The 25,429-nt window shown below is 47.5% G+C and carries 14 protein-coding genes and 2 pseudogenes; 9 read left to right on the top strand and 7 right to left on the bottom strand.

Translation table 11 applies throughout. The features are described 5' to 3' along the window. Positions 1–257: 257 nt before the first annotated feature. From NG99_RS02615 to NG99_RS02575, 8 genes are all read left to right on the top strand, one after another. A protein-coding gene (locus NG99_RS02615; RefSeq protein WP_408606383.1) for an IS3 family transposase occupies positions 258–1,366 on the top strand; the annotation gives its coding sequence in 2 pieces (ribosomal slippage) (positions 258–519 and positions 519–1,366; 1,110 coding nt in all). Between the two features lie 509 nt (positions 1,367–1,875). After that, positions 1,876–5,505 carry a DEAD/DEAH box helicase gene (locus NG99_RS02610; RefSeq protein WP_034888098.1) on the top strand — a complete coding sequence of 1,210 codons (3,630 nt, stop codon included), beginning with the start codon at positions 1,876–1,878 and terminating at the stop codon, positions 5,503–5,505. Positions 5,506–6,486: 981 nt separating this feature from the next. Next, a complete protein-coding gene (gene cap4, locus NG99_RS02605) occupies positions 6,487–7,986 on the top strand; it encodes a CBASS system CD-NTase-associated protein Cap4 (RefSeq protein ID WP_034888096.1) in 1,500 nt (499 codons plus the stop codon). 5 nt (positions 7,987–7,991) lie between these two features. Continuing rightward, positions 7,992–9,137, top strand: coding sequence for an SMODS domain-containing nucleotidyltransferase (locus tag NG99_RS02600; RefSeq protein WP_034888094.1), 1,146 nt, complete (start codon positions 7,992–7,994; stop codon positions 9,135–9,137). Continuing rightward, the gene (locus NG99_RS02595; protein ID WP_052130528.1) at positions 9,134–10,936 is read left to right on the top strand and encodes a ThiF family adenylyltransferase; all 1,803 of its coding nucleotides are present in this window, start codon (positions 9,134–9,136) and stop codon (positions 10,934–10,936) included. Before NG99_RS02600 ends, NG99_RS02595 begins: the two co-directional genes overlap by 4 nt. After that, positions 10,926–11,423, top strand: coding sequence for a Mov34/MPN/PAD-1 family protein (locus NG99_RS02590; protein WP_052130527.1), 498 nt, complete (start codon positions 10,926–10,928; stop codon positions 11,421–11,423). The genes NG99_RS02595 and NG99_RS02590 overlap by 11 nt, the downstream gene beginning before the upstream one ends. A gap of 615 nt (positions 11,424–12,038) precedes the next feature. Continuing rightward, positions 12,039–12,959 carry a hypothetical protein gene (locus tag NG99_RS02580; RefSeq protein ID WP_034888090.1) on the top strand — a complete coding sequence of 307 codons (921 nt, stop codon included), beginning with the start codon at positions 12,039–12,041 and terminating at the stop codon, positions 12,957–12,959. Between the two features lie 317 nt (positions 12,960–13,276). Next, on the top strand, positions 13,277–14,299 hold the full coding sequence (locus NG99_RS02575; RefSeq protein ID WP_034888089.1) for a restriction endonuclease: 1,023 nt from the start codon (positions 13,277–13,279) through the stop codon (positions 14,297–14,299). Between the two features lie 85 nt (positions 14,300–14,384). On the opposite strand, the gene NG99_RS27890 is transcribed toward NG99_RS02575, so the two are convergent. The 5 genes and pseudogenes from NG99_RS27890 to NG99_RS27885 all read right to left on the bottom strand — a co-directional run. After that, positions 14,385–15,113 carry an HNH endonuclease gene (locus NG99_RS27890; protein WP_072017511.1) on the bottom strand — a complete coding sequence of 243 codons (729 nt, stop codon included), beginning with the start codon at positions 15,111–15,113 and terminating at the stop codon, positions 14,385–14,387. Between the two features lie 423 nt (positions 15,114–15,536). Further along, positions 15,537–17,735 (bottom strand): DEAD/DEAH box helicase, encoded by a 2,199-nt coding sequence (locus NG99_RS02565; protein ID WP_034888086.1) that lies wholly within the window; start codon positions 17,733–17,735, stop codon positions 15,537–15,539. Next, positions 17,732–19,048, bottom strand: coding sequence for an ATP-binding protein (locus tag NG99_RS02560; protein ID WP_034888084.1), 1,317 nt, complete (start codon positions 19,046–19,048; stop codon positions 17,732–17,734). The genes NG99_RS02565 and NG99_RS02560 overlap by 4 nt, the downstream gene beginning before the upstream one ends. 3 nt (positions 19,049–19,051) lie before the next feature. After that, positions 19,052–21,361 carry a tellurite resistance TerB family protein gene (locus tag NG99_RS02555; RefSeq protein ID WP_034888082.1) on the bottom strand — a complete coding sequence of 770 codons (2,310 nt, stop codon included), beginning with the start codon at positions 21,359–21,361 and terminating at the stop codon, positions 19,052–19,054. 544 nt (positions 21,362–21,905) lie between these two features. Continuing rightward, positions 21,906–22,162, bottom strand: a pseudogene (locus tag NG99_RS27885) (Arm DNA-binding domain-containing protein); the annotation flags it as partial. Positions 22,163–22,852: 690 nt separating this feature from the next. Between NG99_RS27885 and NG99_RS02545 the strand changes: the two are divergent. Continuing rightward, positions 22,853–23,827, top strand: a complete 975-nt coding sequence (locus NG99_RS02545) for an NAD-dependent epimerase/dehydratase family protein (RefSeq protein WP_232298153.1) — start codon at positions 22,853–22,855, stop codon at positions 23,825–23,827. A 72-nt stretch (positions 23,828–23,899) separates the two neighbouring features. Here NG99_RS02545 and NG99_RS02540 read toward each other — a convergent pair whose 3' ends face one another. Then, the gene (locus tag NG99_RS02540; RefSeq protein WP_232298152.1) at positions 23,900–24,832 is read right to left on the bottom strand and encodes a LysR family transcriptional regulator; all 933 of its coding nucleotides are present in this window, start codon (positions 24,830–24,832) and stop codon (positions 23,900–23,902) included. Between the two features lie 183 nt (positions 24,833–25,015). Further along, positions 25,016–25,306 (bottom strand): annotated as a pseudogene (locus tag NG99_RS02535) (transposase); the annotation flags it as partial. Between the last annotated feature and the right edge of the window lie 123 nt (positions 25,307–25,429).

The following is a 25,429-nucleotide window of genomic DNA, read 5'->3' as shown; positions in this document are numbered from 1 at the left end:
TATCTCATGAGAATAACAAAAAACCATAAAATCCACGCAATTGCGTGGATTTTTCATTTCACAATGTCTCAACTAATCTCGTAACAACTCTGTCAAAAATGAGTACATGGATGAGTACAACATTCTTCCATCTTCATTTTAAGTGAGTACAATAACGGTATAATAAATAAACAAGGCTGACCCTGACCCGAAATCCTGCTCCATTCAGAAACAGAATTCCGGCATGATATTCACCCCTTTGAGCGGAGGTTGTGCCGATGAAAAAGTCACGATTCACCGAAGAGCAGATTGTCTTTGCCCTGAAGCAGGCTGAACTGGGGACTGCCGTGCCGGACGTCTGCCGCAAGCTGGGCATCTCCGACGCCACGTTTTACACCTGGCGTAAGAAATACGGCGGAATTTCCCCGTCTGAACTCAAACATATGCGCCAGTTGGAAGAGGAAAACTTGCGACTGAAGAAGCTGGTTGCCGATCTGAGCCTCGACAAGGCCATGCTGCAGGACGTGCTGGCAAAAAAGAGCTGACGCTGGCACGCCTGCGCGAGTGGGTCAGGAATTTGCAGGTCCGCTATGGTGCCAGTGAGAGACAGGTCTGTTTTGCGCTGCGGGTCAGCCGCAGCTCGTTTCGCTATCGTTCTGTGGCCCCCGACGACAGCGCACTGCGGCTGCGCATCCGAGAGATCACCGAAACCCGAGTGCATTACGGTTACCGCCGGGTACACGTGATGCTCAGGCGGGAAGGCTGGCGTGATAACCACAAAAGGATTTACCGGCTTTACAGCGAACAGGGGCTGTCGCGGCGCCTCAAACGGTCACGCCGCAATAAATCCGCACAGCGCCGACAACCGCAGCCTCAGGGGCTGTATCCGAATCACATTTGGGGCATGGACTTTGTCTCTGATGCGCTGTTTGACGGAAGGCGATTGCGTCTGCTGACGGTAATCGATTTGTTCACACGTGAATGCCTGGGAATTTGCGTGGGCCAGAATTTACGTTCAACAGAAGTGGCAGAAATGCTGAACAGCATCGCGCTCAGACGGCCCTTACCCCAGTTGCTGAAAACTGATAACGGCTCTGAATTTGCAGGAAAAATGCTGGACAAGTGGGTGTATGAGCGAGGGATCCGTATAGACTTCTCACGACCGGGAACACCAACGGACAATGCCACAGTGGAGTCGTTCAACGGCAGGCTACGGCAGGAGTGCCTGAACGAAAACTGGTTCATGTCCCTGGAGGATGCACGGTGCAAAATCGAGGCCTGGCGCATACACTATAACCAGAGACGTCCCCATTCTGCGCTGGGCTGGATGACGCCCTCCGAATTTGCCGAAAAATCTGCCGGTTGCCAGAATATGCAGCCAGAATGAAGCCGGTTATTCCTGATTATGACTGGAGCATATTCGGGGTCAGGGTCAATTAAATGGTTTGTTTCTGCGGATCATGGTTCACTCTACGCGTGCCCGCTGGGAGGAATCCAGCCGCATAGTTTAGCTAATGGGAATAAGGAAATCTACTTGCTAACAAGAGGTCAAAAAGTATGGAAAGGCCTGGGCAATATGCCGCATATCATTAATGTGCAGGGGCGAAGTCAATGTGCTCATAGAGAGCGTGAATAAAAATCTATCTAGATGTCGAAAACTTATTACCGTACCTCAAGTTCACGGGCAATAGCCTTTGGCTGGCCCTCAACTATCAAGTCATACCAACGAACCTGCATTATATTGATTTGCACAGAGTGCATCTTCGCACGTAAGCAGCCAGTTAAGCATCCCACCGAGATCTGGATCTACGTCATGAGCGCAAGTTAATAGTTTTAGAAATCAAGCTAATTAGCATAATATCTCTTAACTGAAGGGATATGGAGCCGCAGAAATAAATGAAGACACGGCAGTATGCGCAAAAATCAATCTTTGATCTGGAAGCAATCTTCGAACAGTCCCGCAACAATGTTAGTGAACTTGAACAGCTGTTGAGCGAGCTGACTTTTCGCAACACTGCCGGGGCGCGGACTCTAACGTCTAAAATCGAGCAATCTCTAACTGCATTTAGCGACCGCAGCGAGGTCGCCATGTCGGCTTCCAGCCCATCAACATGTAATCTCGATTCGGCGTCCATACAATTTTCTCAAGCAGTGCCCCATAGTGCACCTGCAACGGTAGAGCAACTGCAACCGAAGGCTATCCCAGACACTGCCATGCGACAGCAATTCGACAAAGGCCAAATCGATCTAGGTCCACTGCCGTCTTTCTCTCCGTCAGATAAAGCGAATGATGCGCGAGCAATACTGGCAGCATGGACAGCCCTCGAAGCACTATCGCCTCAAGGTTATAAACGCCCAGAGGATATGGCAACCGGCGACCGCTCCAGGGTTGCTCTATTGGAGCGAGGTGTTCCATGGGGACCAAATGCCCGCAGCAAGCCCAGTTATAAGCTTTATTTCGAGGTCGTCCTCGGCTCCATCGCTCTCGACAAGGCGACGGAGGAGCTGGTCAAGGTTTTTGGCGAGGATGAGGAGCGTTCACGCCCGGACGGTAAGAAAGCGGCCATCGGCTCGATCCTGATCGACAAAGAAGGCTATGTGCTTGAGGACAAAGGCGTTGCCGTTTCCAGTTTTGCCTGGGCACTCAAGCCGGCTCTCGACCTGAAGCTTGGGAGCTTAGGGAATTGGCCGAATGTTGAGCCGCGCATTATCGAGCATCTGGATCGAATGGTTCGCCACCACAACAAAGATGGAGAACCCATACCGATCGATCTGAATGTTGTTCATAACGCTTATAAATGGCTTGTATCGCAGTTCAGTGTACCCGAGCATTTGGTTGAGCCACCCACATTCGCGATTAAGGTGTTTCATCATTTCAAGGCTAAGGCGCCGCCTGAACCTTCGTTACTGAATTCCTTCTATCTTGAAGATCTCGGTGAAGCAACCAAATTGCTCGAGACGGGCAAAGCCGGAACCGGTTTGCGCCGCTACATGGGAATTGGAAGACCTGACCAGAAAATCGACGTGCTATCGCCCATTTCCGCAGTTGAGCCGTTCGTCGCACCGTCGCTCATGCCGCAGGCTCGTTGGCCTTCGAAAGGCGGCCATCCACTGGTGCTGCTTCAACAGGCTGCCGTGAATGCGGCGCGTGCTGAGCTGAATGATGCTCCAGGTATCATCGGCGTCAATGGGCCTCCGGGAACCGGAAAGACCACTCTTCTCCGGGATATCGTCGTTGGATGCATTCTCGATCGGGCCACGGCGATGTCCGGCTTCAACAAACCGCAGGATGCCTTTTCCACAACAGGCGAGAAGCTGGCATTCGGTTCCAATGCATTCCTGCACTTCTACAAGTTACATGCATCCTTGAAGGGCCATGAGATCGTCGTAGCCTCCTCCAATAACAAAGCAGTCGAAAACGTCAGTAAAGAGCTTCCTCTCAAGGAAGCCAATGGTCGCCATGAACAGATCGCCTACTTCCGGTCCATCAGCGACCTGATTGCGAATCCCAAACGCGCCGGCTATTTCGAAGCCGAGGCCGAGGGGGACATCCCCTCCGACACTGTTGAAACCTGGGGGTTGATCGCCGCAGCTCTCGGCAAGAGCAGCAACAGAGGCGCGTTTCAGCAAGGTTTCTGGTGGAATGAAGACGGTGGTTTCCTTACCTACCTGAAAGCAGCTCGCGGCATAAATGTCATGCGTGAGATCAAGGACGAGCGAACTGGCGAAACCATCGATCGCGTGATGCCCAGCGTGGTTGTCAATGAGCGGCCCAGCACCAACGAAGCGGATGCTGCTGCGGCCTGGCAGAAAGCGCGAACCGCCTTTCTTAAACTTAAGGAGACGGTAGACGCCGAAATCGCCAGCATCGAAGAGATGCGACGGGATATCCAGGCGCTCAAGGGAGCGATCACCGAACTTCAAAGGGCTGAACAGCGTCGACCGAGTCTGAATGAAGCCGTCGAAGAGGCACACAAGACTGCTGAATCCTGCCAACGAGAGCATGAGAAGGCAAAATCGCAGATCGAGCAGGACAAGATCATGCTCGACAGCCATCTTGCTTGCCGTCCAGGTTTCTTCTCCCGTTTGTATGCGACTGCGGCCTGGAAGTCGTGGAGATCGACACTGCAGAAGCTCTCGGCGACCTTGCAGCAATCAGTCATACGGGCGCAGGGGACGGACGGTGCCCTAGAGCTTGCAAGGGCTGAGTGGAGCAATACTGCGTCCCAGTTACAGCAACTCGACCAGGAAATTTCCAGCAAATATCAGGCTGTCTCGAAATTGAAGGCAACCGAGGCACAGGCACGAAACCGTATGGGAGACAGGGTCGTTGATGAGAGGTTCTTCGAGCGCGAGCACGAGGCTATCCACCTCACTGCACCATGGCTTCCCGATGAGGTTCATCGCCTGCGGGAGGATCTTTTCGCCGCTGCCCTGACTGTGCATAAAACGTTCATCGATGCTTCGGCCAGCCGCTTGCAACACAATCTTGGGTTATTGATGTCAGGCATGGTAGCTGGTGCCTTCCAGTCTTCCGCTCACCGTGAACTTCTCCCCGACCTTTGGTCAAGCCTTTTCGTGGTTGTGCCGACCGTGTCCACGACATTCGCCTCTGTTCGGACGATGTTCGGGGATCTGCCACCAGAGAGCATTGGTTGGCTTCTGGTAGATGAAGCGGGCCAAGCCGTTCCTCAGGCAGCAGTTGGAGCTATCATGCGGGCAAAGCGCTCCATCGTGGTAGGTGACCCGTTGCAAATCCCACCTGTAGTTTCACTTCCTGAAAAGCTGAACGCCGAAATCTGCAAGTTCTTTGACATTGACCAAGTCGAATGGTCTGCCCCCGCAGCATCTACGCAGACCCTTGCTGATCAGGCATCGCGCTTCAAATCCACCTTCGTCATGGACGTAGGTGATCGAGAAGTCGGGCTGCCATTGCTCGTTCACAGGCGTTGCCAGAACCCAATGTTTGATGTTTCTAACTCCATCGCCTATGCCGGGCAGATGGTCCATGCTGTCGGGCCTAAAAAACCCGGATCTATCGGCTCGGCTTTGGGGAGATCTCACTGGGTGGATATCAATGGCGATGCTGAGACGAAGTGGTGTCCCGACGAGGGCGAAGCGGTTGTGCGAATGATCAAAGAGCTGGCAGCATCGGGCATTACAAATCCGGACGTATTTATCATCACACCATTCAAGATCGTAGAGCAGAACATGCGTCGGCGTCTCGACAGTGAAACTGATCTGCTGCGAACGTTCGGCGTAAAGCTGGATGAATGGTGCCGTGATCGTGTAGGCACAATCCACACGTTCCAGGGCCGAGAGGCGGACACGGTAATCCTGTTGCTGGGTGCGCCGAAAGCGAGTCAGCAAAGGGCACGTCAGTGGGCGGCAAGCCCACCAAACATAATCAATGTAGCCGTCTCACGCGCCAAGCAAAACCTGTATGTGGTCGGCTCGGCTGCTGCATGGGCAGGGGCGGGAACTAGCCTTCAGGTCCTGCATCGGCAATTGGCGCAATCAGCCTGACAATCTCCGAGGAGGCCCTCATTGTTGAGGGCTCATCGCGAACAATATACAACCTACTTCAGTATCGGACCGATCGCTACATGTCAAAAACTGACATTGCTCACATAATAGTCTAGTAGTCATTACCCACCGCCCATCCTAGCTTGATAATTCTTACAGTTCCCCTTATATCCATACTGAGGAATAACCTCTGACAAGGCCAAGGAGCACGATTATGGGACTTAAACCTGGTCCAAAACCAATTGCAAAATCAACAGGAAAACCCGATCAACGCAGACGTGATAATAAGGATACACCCGGCAATACCCCAGGACTGAAACCAAGCAAATCAACTGGGAAGTAATCGTTCATGGGTATGGAGAATTCATCTATACCCTTGTCTCATCAAATCTGTATGCTTTAGCCTATTTGGTGCCAAAAGCGGAACCTGCTTACATCGTGCCATGTTAGTTTGCCGGGAGCATGCCATCCATTCCTCGCTCAGAGCGAACCATCCTTGATCCTTAGTGTTTAATTTTTACATCAGACCCCAGCCGACAGTTCCGAAATGCCGCTTCTAGTGAGTCGGCGAAGCTTACCGGCCTGCATGTTACTGCAGTCGGGCTGACAACCCAGCAACGCCGGGGAGTCGAAGGGGGCACTAGGTATGATGACTGTGATGACTCTTGTGCCTTGAATACACAGCCAATAATCACACCATTATCAATGTCATTTTGTTCAATAGTTGATCATCCTACAGAAGTCTGCAGTTAAATGCTCTTTTTCAGGGATCGTCTGGGAATTTAAAAAATTTTGTTCTTCAGTTTAACCAAAGTCTGATTGGCATTATTTTTTACAACCTTTTATTTGATATTAATATCAATTTCTTAAATACAAATGAGTCGTTAATGAATTCCAGAACCTGCAATAAACACTGTCTTCTTGAACAGTATCCTCTGACGTGATAGCTTCAAAACATTACTGTTATTTGGGAGAAATCTCATGGCAACTTCCGTATTGGCTAATTGGCACGGTCATGATTATCAGGCGCGGTATTTCTGGATTGAGGCATCCCGGCTTAAAAATCCCCAACAAGATTTCGTTGTAGAAGTTTCCTATGAAGCCGATGGGCCTAAAGCCTTTGATGACGTGATTACGCGTTATAATCCCCCCCGCCGAAGCACCGGGCCCGATCGGATTCAGGCCGATTACTATCAAATCAAGTTTCACGTTACACAAGCCGCTAGCTTCGGATTCGAGGACCTGATTGACCCTGCCTTCATCGGTGCTGAAAGCTTCTCGATCCTTGAAAGGCTAAAACAGGCAAAAGGAACTGAACCTGCCAACTCTGCTTTTCATCTTATCACGACAGATCGAATTATCGATGAGGACCCTATTGGTGAAATAATCAGCAATGTGGATGGCTCAATACGACTCGATAAGCTGTTTGATGGCACGACTGACAGGAGCCGTAAGGGAAAGGTTCGCAAGCTCTGGCGCCAACATCTTAAGCTTTCCACAGACCAAGAGCTGGAGCAGGTGCTTTCTGGTTTTCACATTCAGCAGTCACAGCCCACGCTTGAAGCGATGCGTGAAAAAGTTAATACCTGCTTCCAGATCATTGGTTTGATAACCTGCGAAACAAGTTCGGACTTCCGTTTCGATGGCGCTGCGCGTGCCTTACGCAGTCAGGAACGTTATCGCTTTACTCGAGAGCAATTCACAGCCCTTTGCAAGGAAGAGAACTGGATCAGATCGGAAGCACCTGAAAGCTTCAGAAATGTTGCGCTACGCTCTTTCAGCGATGGGCCACTGGACATCATGGATGCGCTTCCGGAACACACACTCTCCCTGCTTTCTCTCTTCGAAGGTCGATTTCCCTCCCCGGGCATTGAGTGGAATGATGTTATTAAGCCCCAAGTAGAAACCTTCCTCACAGGTATAAGACAGACGGAGCGTAAAGTTCGGCTGTATCTAAATACCCACAGCTCCATTGCAATGCTTGCCGGCAAATGTCTTGGTCACAAGTCAGGCGTAGAAATCGAACTGGTCCAGAAAGGGAGAATGGGCGACTCCATCTGGTCTGAGAACGAATCGCAGGATGAACCTGATGCGGTTATCGAAACCGAGACTGTCGGGACCGGAAGCGATGTCGCTGTAGTGCTCAGCATCGCGAGAAATGCGCTGCCAAAAGCACGCGCATACATACTCGAAAATCAGCCTGACATAGGACGTATCATTCACGTACCCCCCGCAAACGGGCACGGGCAACGATCTGTGAAAAACGGTTCACATGCCGTAGCGCTTGCCGAACAGGTATCCAATGTAGTCATGGATGCAGATTTATCGGTTGAGGCAAGCCTGCATATTTTCAGCGCTGCGCCAAATGCCGTTAATTTTTATCTTGGCCAGCACACGGATTTTCTGGGGACTTGCGTCTTTTACGAGTTTGACTTTCAGCGCCAACGAGATGGCTCCTACCTTCCTTCATTTAAGGTTTAATCACCATGGAACTTCAACCTCAGTTCAACGAATTTTTAGCAAATATCAGGCCGACTGATACACAGAAGGAGGACTGGAAAAGTGGTGCAAGGACATTGCGCGAGCGACTGAAGAATTTCGAACCACTCAAGGAAATTGTCGTATCAACGTTCCTGCAGGGCAGCATTCGTCGTTCAACGGCAATCCGTCCGCTCGGCGATAAGCGCCCTGATGTTGATATTGTCGTGGTGACCAATATTGATCATACCCGGATGTCTCCCACAGATGCAATGGACCTGTTCATCCCATTCCTCGAAAAGTATTACCCGGGTAAATGGGAAACTCAGGGGCGCTCTTTTGGTATTACCCTCTCCTATGTCGAACTGGACCTGGTGATCACAGCCATCCCAGAGTCAGGGGCAGAAAAAAGCCATCTTGAGCAGCTCTATAAGTCAGAGTCAGTTCTGACTGTTAACTCTCTGGAAGAGCAAACTGACTGGCGCCTGAATAAAAGCTGGACCCCCAATACGGGATGGTTGTCTGAGAGCAACAGTGCGCAGGTAGAGGACGCCCCCGCTTCAGAATGGAAAGCGCACCCTTTAGTACTTCCTGACAGAGAAAAGAATGAGTGGGGCCGGACACATCCACTCGCGCAGATCAGATGGACCGCCGAGAAAAACCGTCTTTGCAACGGTCACTACATCAACCTTGTCAGGGCGGTGAAATGGTGGCGACAGCAGAACAGCGAAGACCTGCCGAAATATCCTAAAGGCTATCCGCTGGAGCATCTGATTGGAAATGCGCTGGATAATGGCACCACATCTATGGCCCAAGGGTTTGTTCAACTGATGGACACTTTTTTATCGCGCTGGGCAGCCATTTACAATCAGAAAAGTAAGCCGTGGTTGTCAGATCACGGGGTTGCAGAGCATGACGTGATGGCGCGCTTAACAGCCGAAAATTTCTGTTCATTTTATGAGGGTATTGCGGGTGCGGCGGAAATTGCCCGTAACGCGCTGGCGTCTGAAGATCCTCAGGAAAGCGCACAATTCTGGCGCCAACTGTTCGGATCCAAGTTTCCTTTACCCGGTCCTCAGGGCGGCGATCGCAACGGTGGATTTACAACGCCAAGTAAACCAGCAGAACCGCAGAAAACCGGACGCTTCGCTTGAGTACAGTCGTTCAGCAAGTGCCAGGTGAGCTGCAGGCAGCGCTCAGCCTGATCAATAATGATCCTAGGATGCGGACGAGCAATGCCTGGGCGCTCTCTGCTGACAAAAGATGGTCGCTAAAATTCACTGCTGAACTTTCCGTACCCTGTTCTAGCTTCATGCCAGACAGCAGCGTCTGGCATCTGGTTCTCTGGCAGGAAGAGACCCTGATACGCATAGAGGTTTATCCCGATAAATCGGAAGGTATTTCAGCCACATTTCAGCACCAAAACTACAACTTTTCGGATGCGTCTACCCGTGAATGGACCTCAGGAAATCCGTGCCTTGAGAATACGCCCATCGTATTTGGTCGTAACTTATGGGGGCTGGAACCCGAAGCATTACTCGACAGAATCAGCTGGCGACTCAGCAGGCTGCTGCTCTGGATTGACGCCGCTGCGCAGGAAAAACTGGCCACAACCGGGGATGCTGTTGAACTCCCCGCCTTCCCCGATCAATCACCCTTTACCGTGATCGGTTTTAGCGAACAGATTGATGATCTCCCCTTCTGGGCATCGAAAACAGGAGAATGGGGGTTTGCAAGCAGCACTGGATTGCCCGGCGCGCGCGGCACCCGCTTTTTGCGTGAGTTTTTTGATAACAAAGGAAAGCTAATCCGGACAACCAAATGGTCCCCGTTCATGCGCAAAGGCGCGAGAACTACGAACGCAGTGTGGTCTGTTTTGCCTACTCTCCCCATTCTGGCTCCTTGGCAAGCCCCCAGGACCTGGCAGGAGCTCAGCCATTGCTTCGCACAATGCGGGTTATCACTGTCGGACCTCTTTTCAGATATTGGGCGTTCTGTCAGAGCCCTGCGCAAGCAACGCGCGCCCGAATTACTCTTGCTGGGTTTTCCGCTGGAAAACAAAATTGGAGATGAGCCAGCGCGCATTCACTGGCTGGCACTGCGTCTGGCCGGTCTCAGTAATACAATGACAAAACGCCCCGGATTCCGCCCAACAGAACGGAATCATCGAACCTGGGATCGCGAACAGCCACTTTCACAGGAACCCATCAGATGGGTGAGGACGCAGAACTGGGCTGCCGACCAGCTCAGAACACGTGGCGAAGCAGCCAACGACATTCGCAGCAAAAAGGTGCTGATAATCGGTGCAGGCTCACTGGGCAGCATGATTGCAGAAAACCTGATGCGCATAGGTGTTGTCAGCCAGGGCATTTTGGACGCAGACCTCCTACAGACCGGAAATCTGAGCCGTCACGCCCTGACAATGACGTCAGTTGGCCATAACAAAGCGGCCGCGCTAGTTGAACATCTGAATCGTATTCTGCCTGACGCAAGTGCACGTTCATTCAGCTGCGCGTTTCCCCCTGAGAGTGAGGTCGCAAAAAACTCACTGCGTCAGTATGACGTGATCATTGATTGTACCGGTGATGATGGTGTTCTTAAGTCATTGGCGGCATTTGACTGGCAAAGTGAAAAAATATTTATCAGCCTGGCTATGACATGGCGGGCTGAAGGTTTATTTGCGTTTGCTGCCAGTGAAATAACTTTTCCAGTGACGGATGCTTCCAGCCGCTTCGAGGCCTCGGCGTCACCTGAGATCGACATGGATGAGGCGAGAATAGAAGGCATCGGGTGCTGGCATCCTGTATTTCCGGCCCGTGCCGATGACGTACAGTTATGGGCGGCCGTCGGTACAAAATTCATTTGCCGGGTGGTCAGTGCGCCAGGGAGAATCTATGAATATTTTAAGCAGATGCCTGATGGCACTGTCGAGAGAGAGCCGCATGAGTATTAAAGATGCGACTTTTTCGAGTGAGGGTGCACTTTTTTATACGGTCGTCATTAGCTCCTCAACCATTGAGCAGATGGTTTCCGAATGTCTTAAAGCTGGCGTAAATGAAACAGGTGGCATTCTGATTGGCTCATACAGCGAAGACAGTTCTACGGCAATGATCGTGGAAGCCACGACCCGTCCAGCGGATTCACTCGCTGGACGGACGACATTTCAACGGGGCGTCAGAGGGCTTAGGCCTTTACTTCATGCCCGATGGAAAACGGGATTGTATTATGTTGGTGAGTGGCATTTTCATCCAGGAGGCTCACCCGAGCCAAGTGGTGATGATTTCAGGTCCATGACAAGCATTGCAGCGAACCCTGACTACCAGTGCCTGGAGCCTGTAATGATTATACTTGGAGGGGATCCGGCAGGCTCATACAGTCTGAGCGCCAGTGTATTCCCAAGGGGAGACGGCCCCATCAGACTGCGAGAGGTACTGATTTAATATCCGTCCACTTTGTTTTCCATCAGACCATGGTCGTCAGGCCCGAAACGCTACTTTTTGCGGCCCAGTGGAGCCGTGCTCTGCCGGTTCGCGCAGTCGACAGATACTCAGGCTGGCCAGCGAGCCGAGGCGTTCATTGTGTACGGCGTCACTTAATCATCGGTCCCATGAACGGTTTCAGTTGAGATGCTTGACATAAACCATACACGCTTATAAAACTGCTTTCCGGAACAAGAAGACGCGGGATTGCAGGAATGATCGCTTTCAGAGCGATCATTACCAGACCATAAAGCCTGTGCCATTACCATCTGCCCCGCCGTTGATTTAAAAAGAATGCTGTCATCACTTTCCGCTTTTCGCTCAAAGCGGACCATTTACGCCCGCATGTCTGCTTCGTGCCAATTGTGGATTTTGCAAATAGTACGGTTCGTTAATCATTATGGTGGAGGCGACGTAATCTGTCTCATAAGTGCCTAGTATTGCTTAACTCACTGAAAACGCTTATGTTGTCATTGCAAACTATCGTTTGATTTAGCATTAATGCTTTTGTTAATTAAACCTCAACCTAAACGAAAAAATAAAATTTTATATTTTACTTCATTGGGCAGAATTACTATGGACTGGAAAAATAATAAAGAAATTGCTGCATATTTTAAGTTTTCGAATGTTATGGAAAGTGACCCAAATGGGTTACGCCAAGCAATAGTCAGAAAAATGGCATCAATACATCCAGACAACACTAGTGGTATTTTTATTGATGATGAGTCAAAAAATCTATGGCAACACCTTAATTCAGCAAAAGAATTCATTGATAATCAGTCTATTGAGAAATCTACGGATGAAAATGACAAACAGTTGATACCCATGTCACAAGTGATGGATTTGGTTAAAGTGATTACTGCGACAGGAACTCAGACTGTTAGTCTGACGCCTTCATTAATAAAGTCAGAAGTTCGGAGTGATACACGATCCCGTGCATTTCTCCCTCGATTGGGGTCAGGAGTATTTGCGACGCTAAGCGCTTTCTTTTTTACGTTTCCCAATACGGCTAAAGATAACCCAATCATTGGTCCTTGGCTACAGCTCCCTAATTCGCAATATTATCTATTATGTGTATCGTTATTATCAGGATGGCTCTTTATTAGAACTTGGATTCAAGAAAAGAGACAAGAAGAATTAATAGATTATTTATCATCTGATGAAGGACTTCGAAGAATTCTATTTAACATGTTCTATGGACATGTTGAACTTAACATGTCAGGACGACAGTTTTCGCTTCCTAGTTTCACTCGCGCTATTAAATTAAGGCATAGTAATCGGGAGCCTAGTATTGTAAGAATTATGGAAGTATATAAATCTGTATTATTGGGTGCAACGCCTAAGTTATCTCGATCTATTGTAGATAAAATAGCTTTAATGCAGATCGATAAACTTATTCAGCGGGGATTGGTTGTGGAATTACCCCATTCCGGATTGGATCGGAGATTCGAACTTTCCGAGGCTGCGTATAATGATATTCGTCATAGACATTATTAATGTCCATATAGCGTAGATGCTATTTTCTTTAATTTAGTCAGTGTCTGCACACTTTGGATCTTCTATGATCGTACTGAACCCACCCCGCTAGCATCAGCTCCTCGCTTAGAGCTGACGTCATGTCCCCATGTCCTGTCCGCCTCGTGCCAGAAGCGGACCTTGCAAGATTTTTGAATGCAAACGTTGTACCTCTACTGAGTTTGTTATATTACTAATGAATAGTCTGAAGTATTGATTTGAAATGGATTTGACTTCCTTAGGGGTAGCTTTAAATATAAGAGTAAATGAAACTAAATTCATGCTTTGAGGATAGCTTAATGGGCACATGGATTACAATAAATACATCATTTAGGTCATTTTTTAGCGATAGAATAGGTTATAAATCAGGGCTGGCACTCAATAACGATGAAATGATTCAACTTTTAGATAAAGATGATCCACTATTTGATGTTTTCACTAGTCAGAAAGAGGAATTGTGTCGCATCAGAACAAATCACATTGAAGATACTTTTCAAAAGTTTTTGTATCGCCTAGGTGTCACATCACAAGACTTTATTGGTCATGCACCAACATTACTCGAGATGGAATTTAGGAATGATCCAAGCAGGAGAAAACTATTGCAACAAGTATTACGTTATCTTGGAGAGATTCACTTTGACAAAGAAAAACAATCGATATTCAACGATTTTAATGAAAGCCAATACTATGAAAATATCCAAATACAATTTGGAAGTGAAGCGTTGATTATTGCACATAGGCTCGTTGAATTAACGAAAGATAGTGAAGAAGCTAGCCCTTGGGACTGGCTTTCAGCAAGAGTACTTGATTGGGAATCACCACTTGAGCTTAGGGGCTTGTTTGAGAGCGAATCATTAGATGCAATGTACGGAATGTTCATAGATCAAAGATATTTGAACTATTTATCAATTAATACTGAAAAACTCGGCTCAATACATTGGAGACAGTTCGAAGCTCTAACTGCTGAGTACTTTGAACGAAAAGGATATAAAGTTGAGATAGGAAGTGGAAGGAATGATGGTGGCATTGATGTTCGAGTTTGGCACCCTAATGCAAATGCCAGCGCACCTCCCGTTCAGCTTATTCAATGCAAACGAACAAAATCAAAAATTGACAAGGTGTTGGTAAAATCTCTCTGGGCAGATGTTATTGATGAAAATGCTAAGGGTGGAATAATTGTAACAACATCATCATTTTCTCCTGGTGCTCAAGAAATTTGTAAAGCTAGAAAATATCCTATTAGAGAAGTAAATAGGGGAAAAGTCATTCAGTGGTTAAATGAATTACGCAGAGTAGGTAGAGGCGTATTTATGGGCGATTAGAATCAGATACTGAGGTTGTTTACTCGCTAGGAATTTAATGTCAGCTACTTGATGACGGTTAAAGGCGAGAAGGTAGTTAATATTATTATTTGCACGATGATATAATTTCCTTCAGTTTTTCTAAATCTAATTCATTGTTTTTAAAGCGATGTACCATAGCATGGCAATTGGGACATAAAGGAATCAGATCATGTTCTGGATTGACCTTATAACGTTTTCCTATCATGTTCAAGGGTATGATATGATGTACATGGATAAAGCCTTTACCGTGATCACCATATTTCTTTTCAAAATCAAAATCACAAGTTTTACATTTATAACCATGAATTTTAATGCATTTCTCTCTAGCATCCTTATTTCGTTCATAAGAATTTACAGACACTAAATTTCGAGTCCCTTCAAAATACTCTTCTTCTTCACCTATTTCATCAGGTAAATAGTCGAATACATTTCGGTATGCATACCAAGCTTCTCCATCATGTTTTATGTGAGCTTTTAAAATATTGTCACTAATTCTTCCAATTTTTGGTTCATCTTCATCATCACCAATATTTTCTTGATGAAAGATATATAGGCTATATCCTTGATCTAATAATTTCAAATGCTCGATTGCTTGAGAGTATCCTGGTTGTCGGCGATTGTTTTTATATTCCCAACTTTTATGCATTATCAACGATTTATCATTGTCAGTATTGAAATCCCACGCACCAAAGATAACAATTTTTTCTTCATGGTTGGCAAATGACCAACTCCAGTTCCAGTTATTGCAAACCGCACCTTTAGATAATATAAATTGCTTACGTGATTCGCTCATACGAGAGACCTTTATATGAATTTTTCGTTTTTTATCCTTGCACTATGCCAGCATTAGGATTGGGGCACAATAAACAATGCCTCCCCATTTCAAGCAGGCCTGCTTCCTAAATTTACACATGATAATGCTAGTAATACCTTACTGACGGATGATAACAATCGCCAACTCCCGCTCCTCACTCATATGAGACAACCATAATCACATCTCCTAACCCAAAGGAGATTGATCATGACAACATCCCCTAGGACAAGGACTGAATCGACACGGCATCGGTAGTCATCTTTTTAGCGCCAACTTCCGCTTCTCGCTTAAAGCAGACCTTATGACCTCGATTTCTGGCAGATCCGAGCCAAGAGCGAACATTGATATCATCAATCGGCCTCAATCTAAGGGGGAACATTTCCCCCTTAGATTGAGGCCAGTTTACTGAAGGTACTTCTTCAACCAATTACGTGTGCCTTCAATGTCATACGCTTTTTCCCCAAATCCTTTCGCAAGCAGGGACTCTGGTAAATACTCGTCGTATTTATCCAGGAACTTTTCTGGAACATATGTGGCAAGATCAAATGCAGATGGCAAGCCTGACAACAGCATTTCTTTGAGCGCGTGCTGAACGGAAGCTGCACTGGAGTTATCGATTTCAATAACACCACCAAATGAATTTGCTTTAAAACCACAACGTATGAGCAAGGCTGTAATCGTATTCACAATTTTATCCCCCATCCAGGGAATTACATAACAGTGTTGCCCACTCGTAATAAAATACTCATTTTGCAGGTTATAACGGTGAAAGTTACTACAGCCTTCCGCAAAGAGGTTTCTGGCGGCAGAATCGGCATAATCTACTCTCTTGCTACCTATTGCTATGCGGTAATCACCTTCCCTATAGATAGCGAGCATTTCCTGACGAACGGCATCATGAACAGACATTCCCCCTCCACTAAATTGTGGTGGCTGACCGCCTTTGGTCGACTCTACATAGATAACTTTTTTCTCTGTCTCTATCTCTGTCACTTTCCAGCGCCGCCCACCGAAGATGATGTGTTGATCTGGTAGCAGTGGGGAGTCCACAGGCACTGTTCCAAGCGTTCTGTTTCCGGTGACAATGCGGAACTCTTCTGGTGTGTTGAACACGGCATAAAACGTGTAATGGTTAGTCAGTTTCTCCCCCTCTGCCCCAACAACCATTTCTCCACTAGCGAGTTGAGTGAGCAGGCCACATGCCCCCATATGTTTAAGCAGGCTTTTGAAATCGCCTATATCCACATTACGGAACGGGCCTGTTTGACATAGCTGTGACCAGAGTTGATCGGCACGAACTCCGCCCCATTGCGCGGTAATTGCAAGAATCTGGTGTAGCAGCGTGGAGTAATGCATCTGCTGGGAATCGGCAGGCTCAAACCATTGTTTAGAGATCATCAATCTGATCATTGCCATCGACTGGACCAACTGCAGCCGTAGGTGGTCAACGATACTGCTAGTCACAGTAAGCTCATTTTCTGTAATTAGCATTCTTAGAACTGATGGGGAGTCGCGTCGCCCAGAACGTCCCATACGCTGACGCAGACTGGAAACAGTATGCGGAGGCGTAACTTGTATAACCGACTTAACCTTACCAATATCAATTCCCAACTCGAGCGTCATTGTACAAACAGCTGTTGTGGGCAAATTTCCTTTCTGAAGACGAGCTTCAAGCGCCTCACGTAACTCCTTGGCAAGGGAACCATGGTGGGGAAAGAATTCATTCGGAACAATATGTTCCTCACACATGTCGCTCAGCGTTGCCGCAATACTTTCAGTGCGCTTTCGGCTGTTTGCAAAGACCAAATGAGAATCGCCACGGCACAGCCTAAAAATGTCAGCGCAAACGTCATGTTCAGCTGAACTCTGAAGTTCTTCCTCTTTTTGGATCACCCGCTCCAGGTACCCTTTGACCTGCACCTGAAGAGTGGCCGTGCTATTACTATCTGTAACAGTTACGCAGGGGAGTCGTTTGTCCGGGCGCAACAGTTCTGGCACTTTCTCCAGTTCCCCCAGCGTGGCACTCAACGCAACGCGGGGAATTGGATTTACCTGGCGTCCTAGCACATGGTCAATTCTATTGAGCAGAGAAAGCAGGTGTACACCACGCTCTGAGCCAATAAAAGCATGAAACTCATCAATAACGATGTATGCGACTGAAGAAAACGCCTGTTTGAGCCAGCCCATTGAGTTTATGAGCAAAGACTCAAGTGACTCAGGTGTAATCAGTAAAATGCCAGCAGGATTCGTCCGAGCCTTCTTCTTTTTGCTTTGTGGTACATCCCCGTGCCAGGGAGTCACTGGCATTTCCAATGCATCTCCAAGGCTCTCAAGACGACGGTGCTGATCGTTAATCAATGCCTTCAACGGGCTGATATAGACGATGCCAAATCCATTAGTGAGATCTGCAACCGCCGAACAGGCAGGAAGAAAGAAAGCCTCTGTTTTACCCGCTGCTGTACCTGCACTGATTAGCACGTCTCGCTCACGGGCTAAAATTGCCGGGATAGCGCTCTCCTGCAAGGGCCTTAATGTAGACCAACCCTGCTTGTAAACCCACTTACGGACGCGGGGATCGAGACTATCGTAGGCACTGCTCATAGCTTAAAGTTCGCCAGGCCGTCGTCGTCATCGCTTTCCTCCACAATGGCGTCAACCATATCGCTGGGTCTGTCCTCTTCAATCGCCACACCCTCTATTAGTGCTTGCCAGTTCATCGTTCTGTTTTGTTCCAGCACGGCCAGCATGTCCAGGAAACCTTTTATGGTGTTACGGGGGGTACGGAAGTAAGCGTCTCCAATAGTTTTACTACAGTGATGCAGAAACCCAGTCAGTGCCTCATCTGGAACCAGATAATTCTCTGGCTCTCCGCCCGCATAAACATGGCGAAGATTTCTCAGTAAAATATACAGTTCCTCAGGGGTGAGGCTGGCAAGATGCAAAGTGGGGGATGAGTAGTCAATCACCCCTGCTTTTTGCGCGAACCGGTTTTCCGCCAGACGCGACTGGAGCGCCTCATAGCTGTAAAGACCTTTACGCGGATCGAAAAGGAACTCTGGCGTACCCCCGAGGATAAAACCAATGTTCTCGGCTGAGCCTTGCAGGCAGTCATTCAGGATCCGCAAAATCTGTTCGTAGTTCGCTGTTCTTGCTTGCGTATTATTCAGCTTAAAGAGGTTCACCATTTCGTCGAGGCTGACCAAAAGACCAGCATAGCCTGCCTGGCGGACAAAAAGGCTCATCAGCTTCAATGAATCATAGAATGAAGCGTCTGAGATAACAGTTCGAACGTCGAGATCGTTACGGGCATCAGTTTTGGTAGTGTACTCTCCTCGCAACCAGCGAATAGCATTGGATTTTAGCGTTTCGTTATCCTGCTCATGCCCGCGCCAGAATGCATCAATGACCTTCGCAAAGTCATATCCACCGACCATATCTGACAGAGCTGCCAGGCGTTTATGAATAACTGATGAAACCTCGGAGCCGTCCGTGTCCGCTTCCTTTCTTGCCTCCGTAACGAATCTTTCAACAACGCTAAGTAACGCATTACCATCCGGCTTGTTTCTGGTGGACATGTTTTTCATAAGCTCAGAATAGAGATTACGAGCCTGACCTCCCGATGAGTGAACACGTCTGTCAGGAGAAAGGTCTGCACTGACTGACACCAGCTTCTTCTCTAGCGCAATAGAGCGCACAACACTCAGAAAGAACGTTTTACCAGAACCATATTCACCGATGATAAGTCTGAAGCTTGCACCACCGTCAGCAATCCTCTCAATATCCTGGTGGAGAGCGGTGATCTCATTCACGCGGCCAACCTGGATATGTTGAATGCCTATCCTTGGCGTTACACCTGACTTAAGTGACTGAATAATAGCGTCGCGTTCTTTCACTCTTATACGTGTTACAGACATTCACTATCCCTCTAATTCTTTGGCAATTTCCAGGTCAACCCAGATATCATCATCGGCATCGTCCAGTACCGGAGCATCAACCACCGCATAGGACCAGTCATTAATCACCTCAAGCGCACCGCCGAGCATCAAATTCAAATTTCCGCACAATTCTGTCGCCTCTTTCCGGGACCACTGTTCTTTCTCCAGCAAACTGCGATAAAGCTGGCTATGTACGGAGTCTAGCCCCCCCGCCTCCGTTAATGAGGCTGGAGCGCTTTCTGGCTCTTCCGGTTCTTCTTCGGTGAAAATTGTGTTCAGCAATTTACGAACATCATCCGTGGCAGATTCGTGGCGGGCAAGTACATTAGCATCCAGTGTGAACCCTACTGCTGGCTGATCAGTTGGTACAGACGAGACGAGATCATGTTCAGTTGCGGAATGCTGATGGATATTGCTCGAGACAGATGAGGGATCCAGCCCCAAACTTGAATAAATCTTCTCAAGCTGTTTGATTTCGGCAGGCGCTATTGTCCCATCCGAACAGGCAACACTAACGATAACTTTACCCACAGCAGCTTTTTCCGCGGCCCCCATCAACTCAATCCTGCTTTTCATTCCTGTCATATTGGCTGGGGTATGAAGTTGCCACGTTAAATACGCATGTAGAGAGCGTTTTTCATCATCGGTGAAGCCAGTATTGTTGTTGATGGCATTCTCAAGCACTTTCTGTTCAGCTTGATCAAGAGAATCGTCAATCAAGGCGACCATCGCCCCTAATCTGAGCGTCATTACTGCTGAGATAAATTCAGAAGAAGGTGAGAAGCGTCCACCTTCGGCGGCAGGGAATAGAACAAGTGTCCCATCAACATCCGCCTTCACATGGTGATAATACGGGTCAGGTGCCAGACCGTAACCCATCTTCAGAGCAAAGGCCTGCATCAAATCGGCCTCTTTTTTATTGATTTTATTGGGGCAACTGGCATTCATATGTGCCCAAAAATCAGCAATTGAGACTAACCCCTCCTTGACGCGGATCGCCTCATCAGCCCAGCGTTTGAATGAGCTTAATATTTTTTCTGCGCTTTCATTAACGATCTCAGAAGGGAGCAACATAATTGCAGCCGTATCATTGACTGACGTACCTTTCCTACCAAGGTAGCGACTATAAGCATCAAGTTCATCCGTACATATCTCGGCAAGAGCCATAATTTTCTGGACAGGGCTCTTCAACGCACTTGGATCAGGCAGGTCGGGAACAGGGAGTCGAACACCTCGCAAACTAGGACTTGCTGGTGTGTAATCTAACCTTAGGCGCGTTTTATTCGCCTTAACGACCATCCCTTCACCATATTTGAGGGTGTAACGCCGTTTGAAAAGCGCAGCAAACTCTTTAGCACAGCGGCGAGCCGGGGTACGCAGCGAATACTCGGTGTGGTTTATTACCCAGTTCAACGCCAGTTCAGCTGATACAGGAACTCCTTCATGTACAGTTTTTGCCAGAGCCAGCTTAAATTGCATGCTGTTGCTGAAACCTGAATTGCTATCGAGCTCAGTGGCTAAGCCCATGTTCGGGCGCAGAATAGACATGGCTTCGAGTAACTGGGCCGAATATCCACGGAATGAGCGGTTCTCAATGAATACGGATCTTAACCGAGCTACTTCATTGAACAGATTACGGAACTCAGCATCAGGGAATTTTGGGTCAGTGGAATCTATGAGCGCTTTTCTTTCCAGGCCATAGAGGTAGATAAAAACATAGCCGATAGGACACGATGGATCAGACCTATCGCTGGCGAGCCAACTGACATACGCACCGCGTGCTTCTGGGGAAAGAGAGGAAAAACTGGGCCAGTATCCTAATGAACTGTCCTCGTAAAGATAAGAAGTAGGTTTTATCTTACATGTGTCATCAATTAATGATGCCTCATTTCCATCGTCATAATAGCCGCCTGATTCCTGACCGGAGGGCTTCATACGTTGCCCCAAGTATATGTGGCCACCGCTAATTGCTACACCAGCTACAGTTATCATCTCACCCGGAAGTATCCATCGAGCTAGTGCACCTGCTGACTTTGAGGTGTTCCGGTAATGATTGGTTGCCACCCGAAGTTCAACACCCCGGCCACCGCTCAATGTAAAAGTTGCAAGGTTATCGTCTTCACTATCATCGTTTCGCACAACCGCCTCTTTTTTCTTGATGTCAGCGAGCCATTCTTTTGGCGGTGCTTTCACGGGGCTTGAAGCATAAGACTTTGGAGATTTACGTTTTTTCTTTCTAAAAAACAACAAGTAAATTACTAAAATCGCCGCCAGAAACTTCAATAACTCCATGATATATAACCTTAAAATCATTCCTCACGCACACTCACAAGCAGCAATGAAGGTTGGGCAAGTGGATTAATCTCAAAATAATACGTCTAAATCGCAAGGGTTCAAACCAAAATGCAATCAAAATTAATTTATTGGTTTAAAGGGAAATAATTATTGATTAACCATGCTTTTCAAGCAGAAATTTTGAAGGGATGCGAATGCTTGTAAGTCATTCACATCAGAATGAAGTTGAATTGGTTCTGCATAAACCTACGAGTAGCTGTTACATGGATGCAGAACTGGCGGCAATTATCCTTATCTATTTGCTCTCAGAACTGACTCTGCTAACAGGAAATGAGCTCACCGACGGCGAACCGTGCAGAATGCATTTCATGCTCCAGTGGCACGAACAAACCATACAGCAAGTTTCTGTATAAAATTCCTACGTTGGTGACGTTCAACTTCTTGAGCACGGATTTCCTCCTGTTCCTTTTGTCTCTGATTGGTTAGCAGCGTCGGATTTCTCTGCATAAATTCTCGGTAGGCTGATTCGGCAATGAGGGCATCGGCCTAGTTTCTCTTCTCTCTTCGCTACATTGGGAGCAATCCCAACAGCAATGCCCCTTTTAGCCTCTTCACGTTTACTACGAGCATCAGCCAAAGTCACGTCGGGATAAACCCCAAGAGCAAGCAACTTCTCCTTGCCAGCAACACGGTACTTAAGCCGCCAATAATCAAAAGGTAAAGTCCCCCACCATCAGAGAGTTTGTAAGGTTCATCTTTTGGCTTTGCGGTATCAACCTGACGGGCGTTAAGTTTCACTGGGGGGATATCCATAAGACCGAACAGAACATACCCCAAATGTACCCCCATATGCATGTAGATTTAGGGGGGGGGGCAGTAGATGTCGGAATACAAGAGATAGCTGTAAGATACTGATTATAATGGTTTTCAGTGAACTGGAGTAGACTTTGAGAGATACTTGATTGGTGCGATAATAGGAGTACTTCGCCTTACGAAAGCAAGCCAACTCCAAAATGAGTACAAGACTGAGTATTTTGAAGACTAATTTTTAAATAAAACATAAATATCAATAAAATATAATTGAAATCACGGTTCAACGTCTTAAATAAAATTTGTTGTCTCATGAGGTTTCGCTGAATCTCATGAGAATCGAAAAAACCTATAAAATCCACGCAATTGCGTGGATTTTTCATTTCACAGAGTCTCAACTTATATCATAAAAATGCAGTCAAAAATGAGTACATGGGATAGGACTCATTCATCAAGTTCCGCTTCGTGCCAGCAGCGGAAGTACTGGTTACACATTATTTTTCATAAAATCGACCACTGACAGATTTGACAAAAAAACGCAGCACCGTCCCTAAGTCCATATATTAAAAGGAATCAGTTAACCGTGATGATTACAAAGCATCACTTTGTAGAAAAACATTCAACAATCAATGTGCTCTAATCATGTTGCGATGAATTTAAACGACAATATGAGTGAGAATGATTATGCATAATCCGCAAAGAACAGCATTTGTTACCGGTGCAAACGGCTACATTGGCAACGCAATCGCCAAAGCTTTTAACCGGGCAGGCTGGAAAACATATGGTCTGATTCGAAATGAAAAAGATGCACGTAACCTCGCATTAAATGAAATACACCCTGTAATTGGTTCTCCTGCAAATCTGACTTTTTTGGAACAAACAGATGGTGTAGTCTTCGATGTGATTATCTCAAATACTGAAGACAGAAATGACATGGCTGGACATCTGAAGCATGTCAACGCCATGATTGAAAAGATTGCTGGCATTAGCCAGTCAGCGGGTGTCCGTCCTCTGGTTATGTTCACCAGTGGCTGTAAAGATTATGGGATGATGGATAAAAAACATGGCGATGAGGGACTGGCCCCTCATACAGAAAGCAGCCCAATGAATACACCCGCGCCGCTGCTGCCTCGTGAACTCTACGGCACTTACCTGCTCAAACAAAAGAATCCCGACTACGATGCGGTAGTTCTTCGTCCCACCATTGTTTACGGCCACTCTTCCAGCCATTACGGCCCTTTATTTGAACTCGCATCCCGAAGTGATAAAACCCTCAGGTTAGTTGCTGATCCTAATGCCGTCATGCACTCATTACATGTTGATGACTGCGCTAAGGCTTACGTCATGCTGGCAGAATATGCAAACCGAGAAAAAATTGTTCAACAAGCTTATAACATCTCAAATCAGCAGTACGAGACCGCGCGACAGATTGGTGAAGCTTTGGCTAGATCCTATGGTCTTACACTCGAATTTGAAGCACCGACAGGGGAAATTGATTTCGCTACAGTTCATGGGCTGGCTAATTTTTGGCAATGGGTGGGGTCAGATAAAATCCGCAAGGATATCGGTTGGAGTGAAACAAAAACGACTTTTATTGACGGCATCGAAGAATACCGTCTGGCATATGAAACACACCAAATGAAAATAAGCTGATGTAAGGGCTCGTCAAGTGAGTTAGCGTAAATAGGGACTGCGTATAAGGATTATACGCAATCTCGTCAGACTTTATATTCTCGCCTCTACAAGACTATCAATAAAATGCCTGACCTTAGGCGACATAAACTTCCTTGTTGGATACAGTACCAAAACAGGCATCAATTCCGGCTCAAATTCCTCGCAAATCCTGACAAGTTTGCCTTCTTCCACATTTCGTCTGATAAGAAATTCGGGCAATTGCGCGATACCAAATCCGGCAACAGCAGCGTCCCTTAGCGCTTCACCTGCATCTAATCTGATTCGGCCAGGTGTTTCGATTTGTATCTGCTCACCCCTCTCATTTTTTAGCCGCCATGGAAGCAGTTTACCACGTTGCGAAAAATGAATTCCCCTGTGCTGTTGTATTTCTACGAGGGTTCTGGGTAGGCCATATTTTTCAACGTACGATGGCGATGCACAAAAACTCAAGCGCTGGCGAGCGATAACTCTGGAGACGAGATCTTCATTGATATTTTGTCCTCCCAACCGTACGGCAAGGTCGAATCCGTCAGCGAGAAAATCTACCGTGCGATCGCTGAAACTGACTTCTGCATCCACTCTCGGCCAGCGGTCAAGATACTTACAAAGCACAGGCATGACCACACTTCGGCCAAAAGCGTCAGGAAGCGCCACACGTAATATCCCCCGCGGCTCGTTTCGTCTTGAGGACATATCTTCAAGGGCATCTTCAAGGTCTTCGATGGTTTTTGCACACCGCTCAAGTAGCACACGACCTTCATCTGTCAGCGTGATGATTCGTGTCGTCCTGTGAAAAAGTCGGGTGTCTGTGCTCTGTTCGAGTCGGGCGATGGCTTTAGCAATAGCTGAACGCGTCAGGTTAAGTCTGGCTGCCGCCGCAGAAAAACTGCCAAGCTCAGCCGCTGCGATAAAAATTCTCAGAACATTGAGGTCTGTCATCGTAAATTGACGTTTTGATAGTGTTAAATGATATTCTTCAATCATAACCACTGCTCGTGATTGTGAATAGTAAGTTCTACACCATCCAACTAGTATGTTGACGATATTCGGTCAGTTCAGCTTAACAGGTAAAGATGTTATTACGGCAAGAAACGAGTGGCTGACTGGCCTAATCCCCGTTTATTAATTCACTGTGATGATAGCAATTTCCGCTGTTCGCTCGTAGCGGACTTCGCGACGCATCAGGTGTAAGCACACCTGTTTTTCAATAACGTCTTTCGGTACGCGTCACTCGAGACTCAGGTCCGTAAACATCTGTCTCAGCGGGCGGTTTTCACCCTCAAGGTCTTTCATCTTTTTGATATCAGAGGCTTCCATACCGCCGAACTTCGCTTTCCAGTTGTAGTACCAGGCCTCAGAGATCCCGGCCTCGCGGCAGGCGTCTTTAACGGTGCGTCCGGCTTCGACGGACTTCAGAACGGTGATGATCTGGTGTTCGGTGAATCGTGCTTTGCGCAGGGCGATCTCCTCCAGGGACATAGTCAGTATGTCGGAAGATCTCTAAAAGTGAACGGCTCGCTTTACCGGGATACTTACAGCTCACATTCAAATGTGATACGAGTCACTGTCCGCTAAGAATGT

The organism is Erwinia typographi (assembly GCF_000773975.1).
In the GTDB taxonomy this organism is placed as follows: domain Bacteria; phylum Pseudomonadota; class Gammaproteobacteria; order Enterobacterales; family Enterobacteriaceae; genus Erwinia; species Erwinia typographi.
The sequence above is the reverse complement of the archived record's forward strand: the minus strand, read 5'-3'. Positions and strand labels throughout refer to the sequence as shown.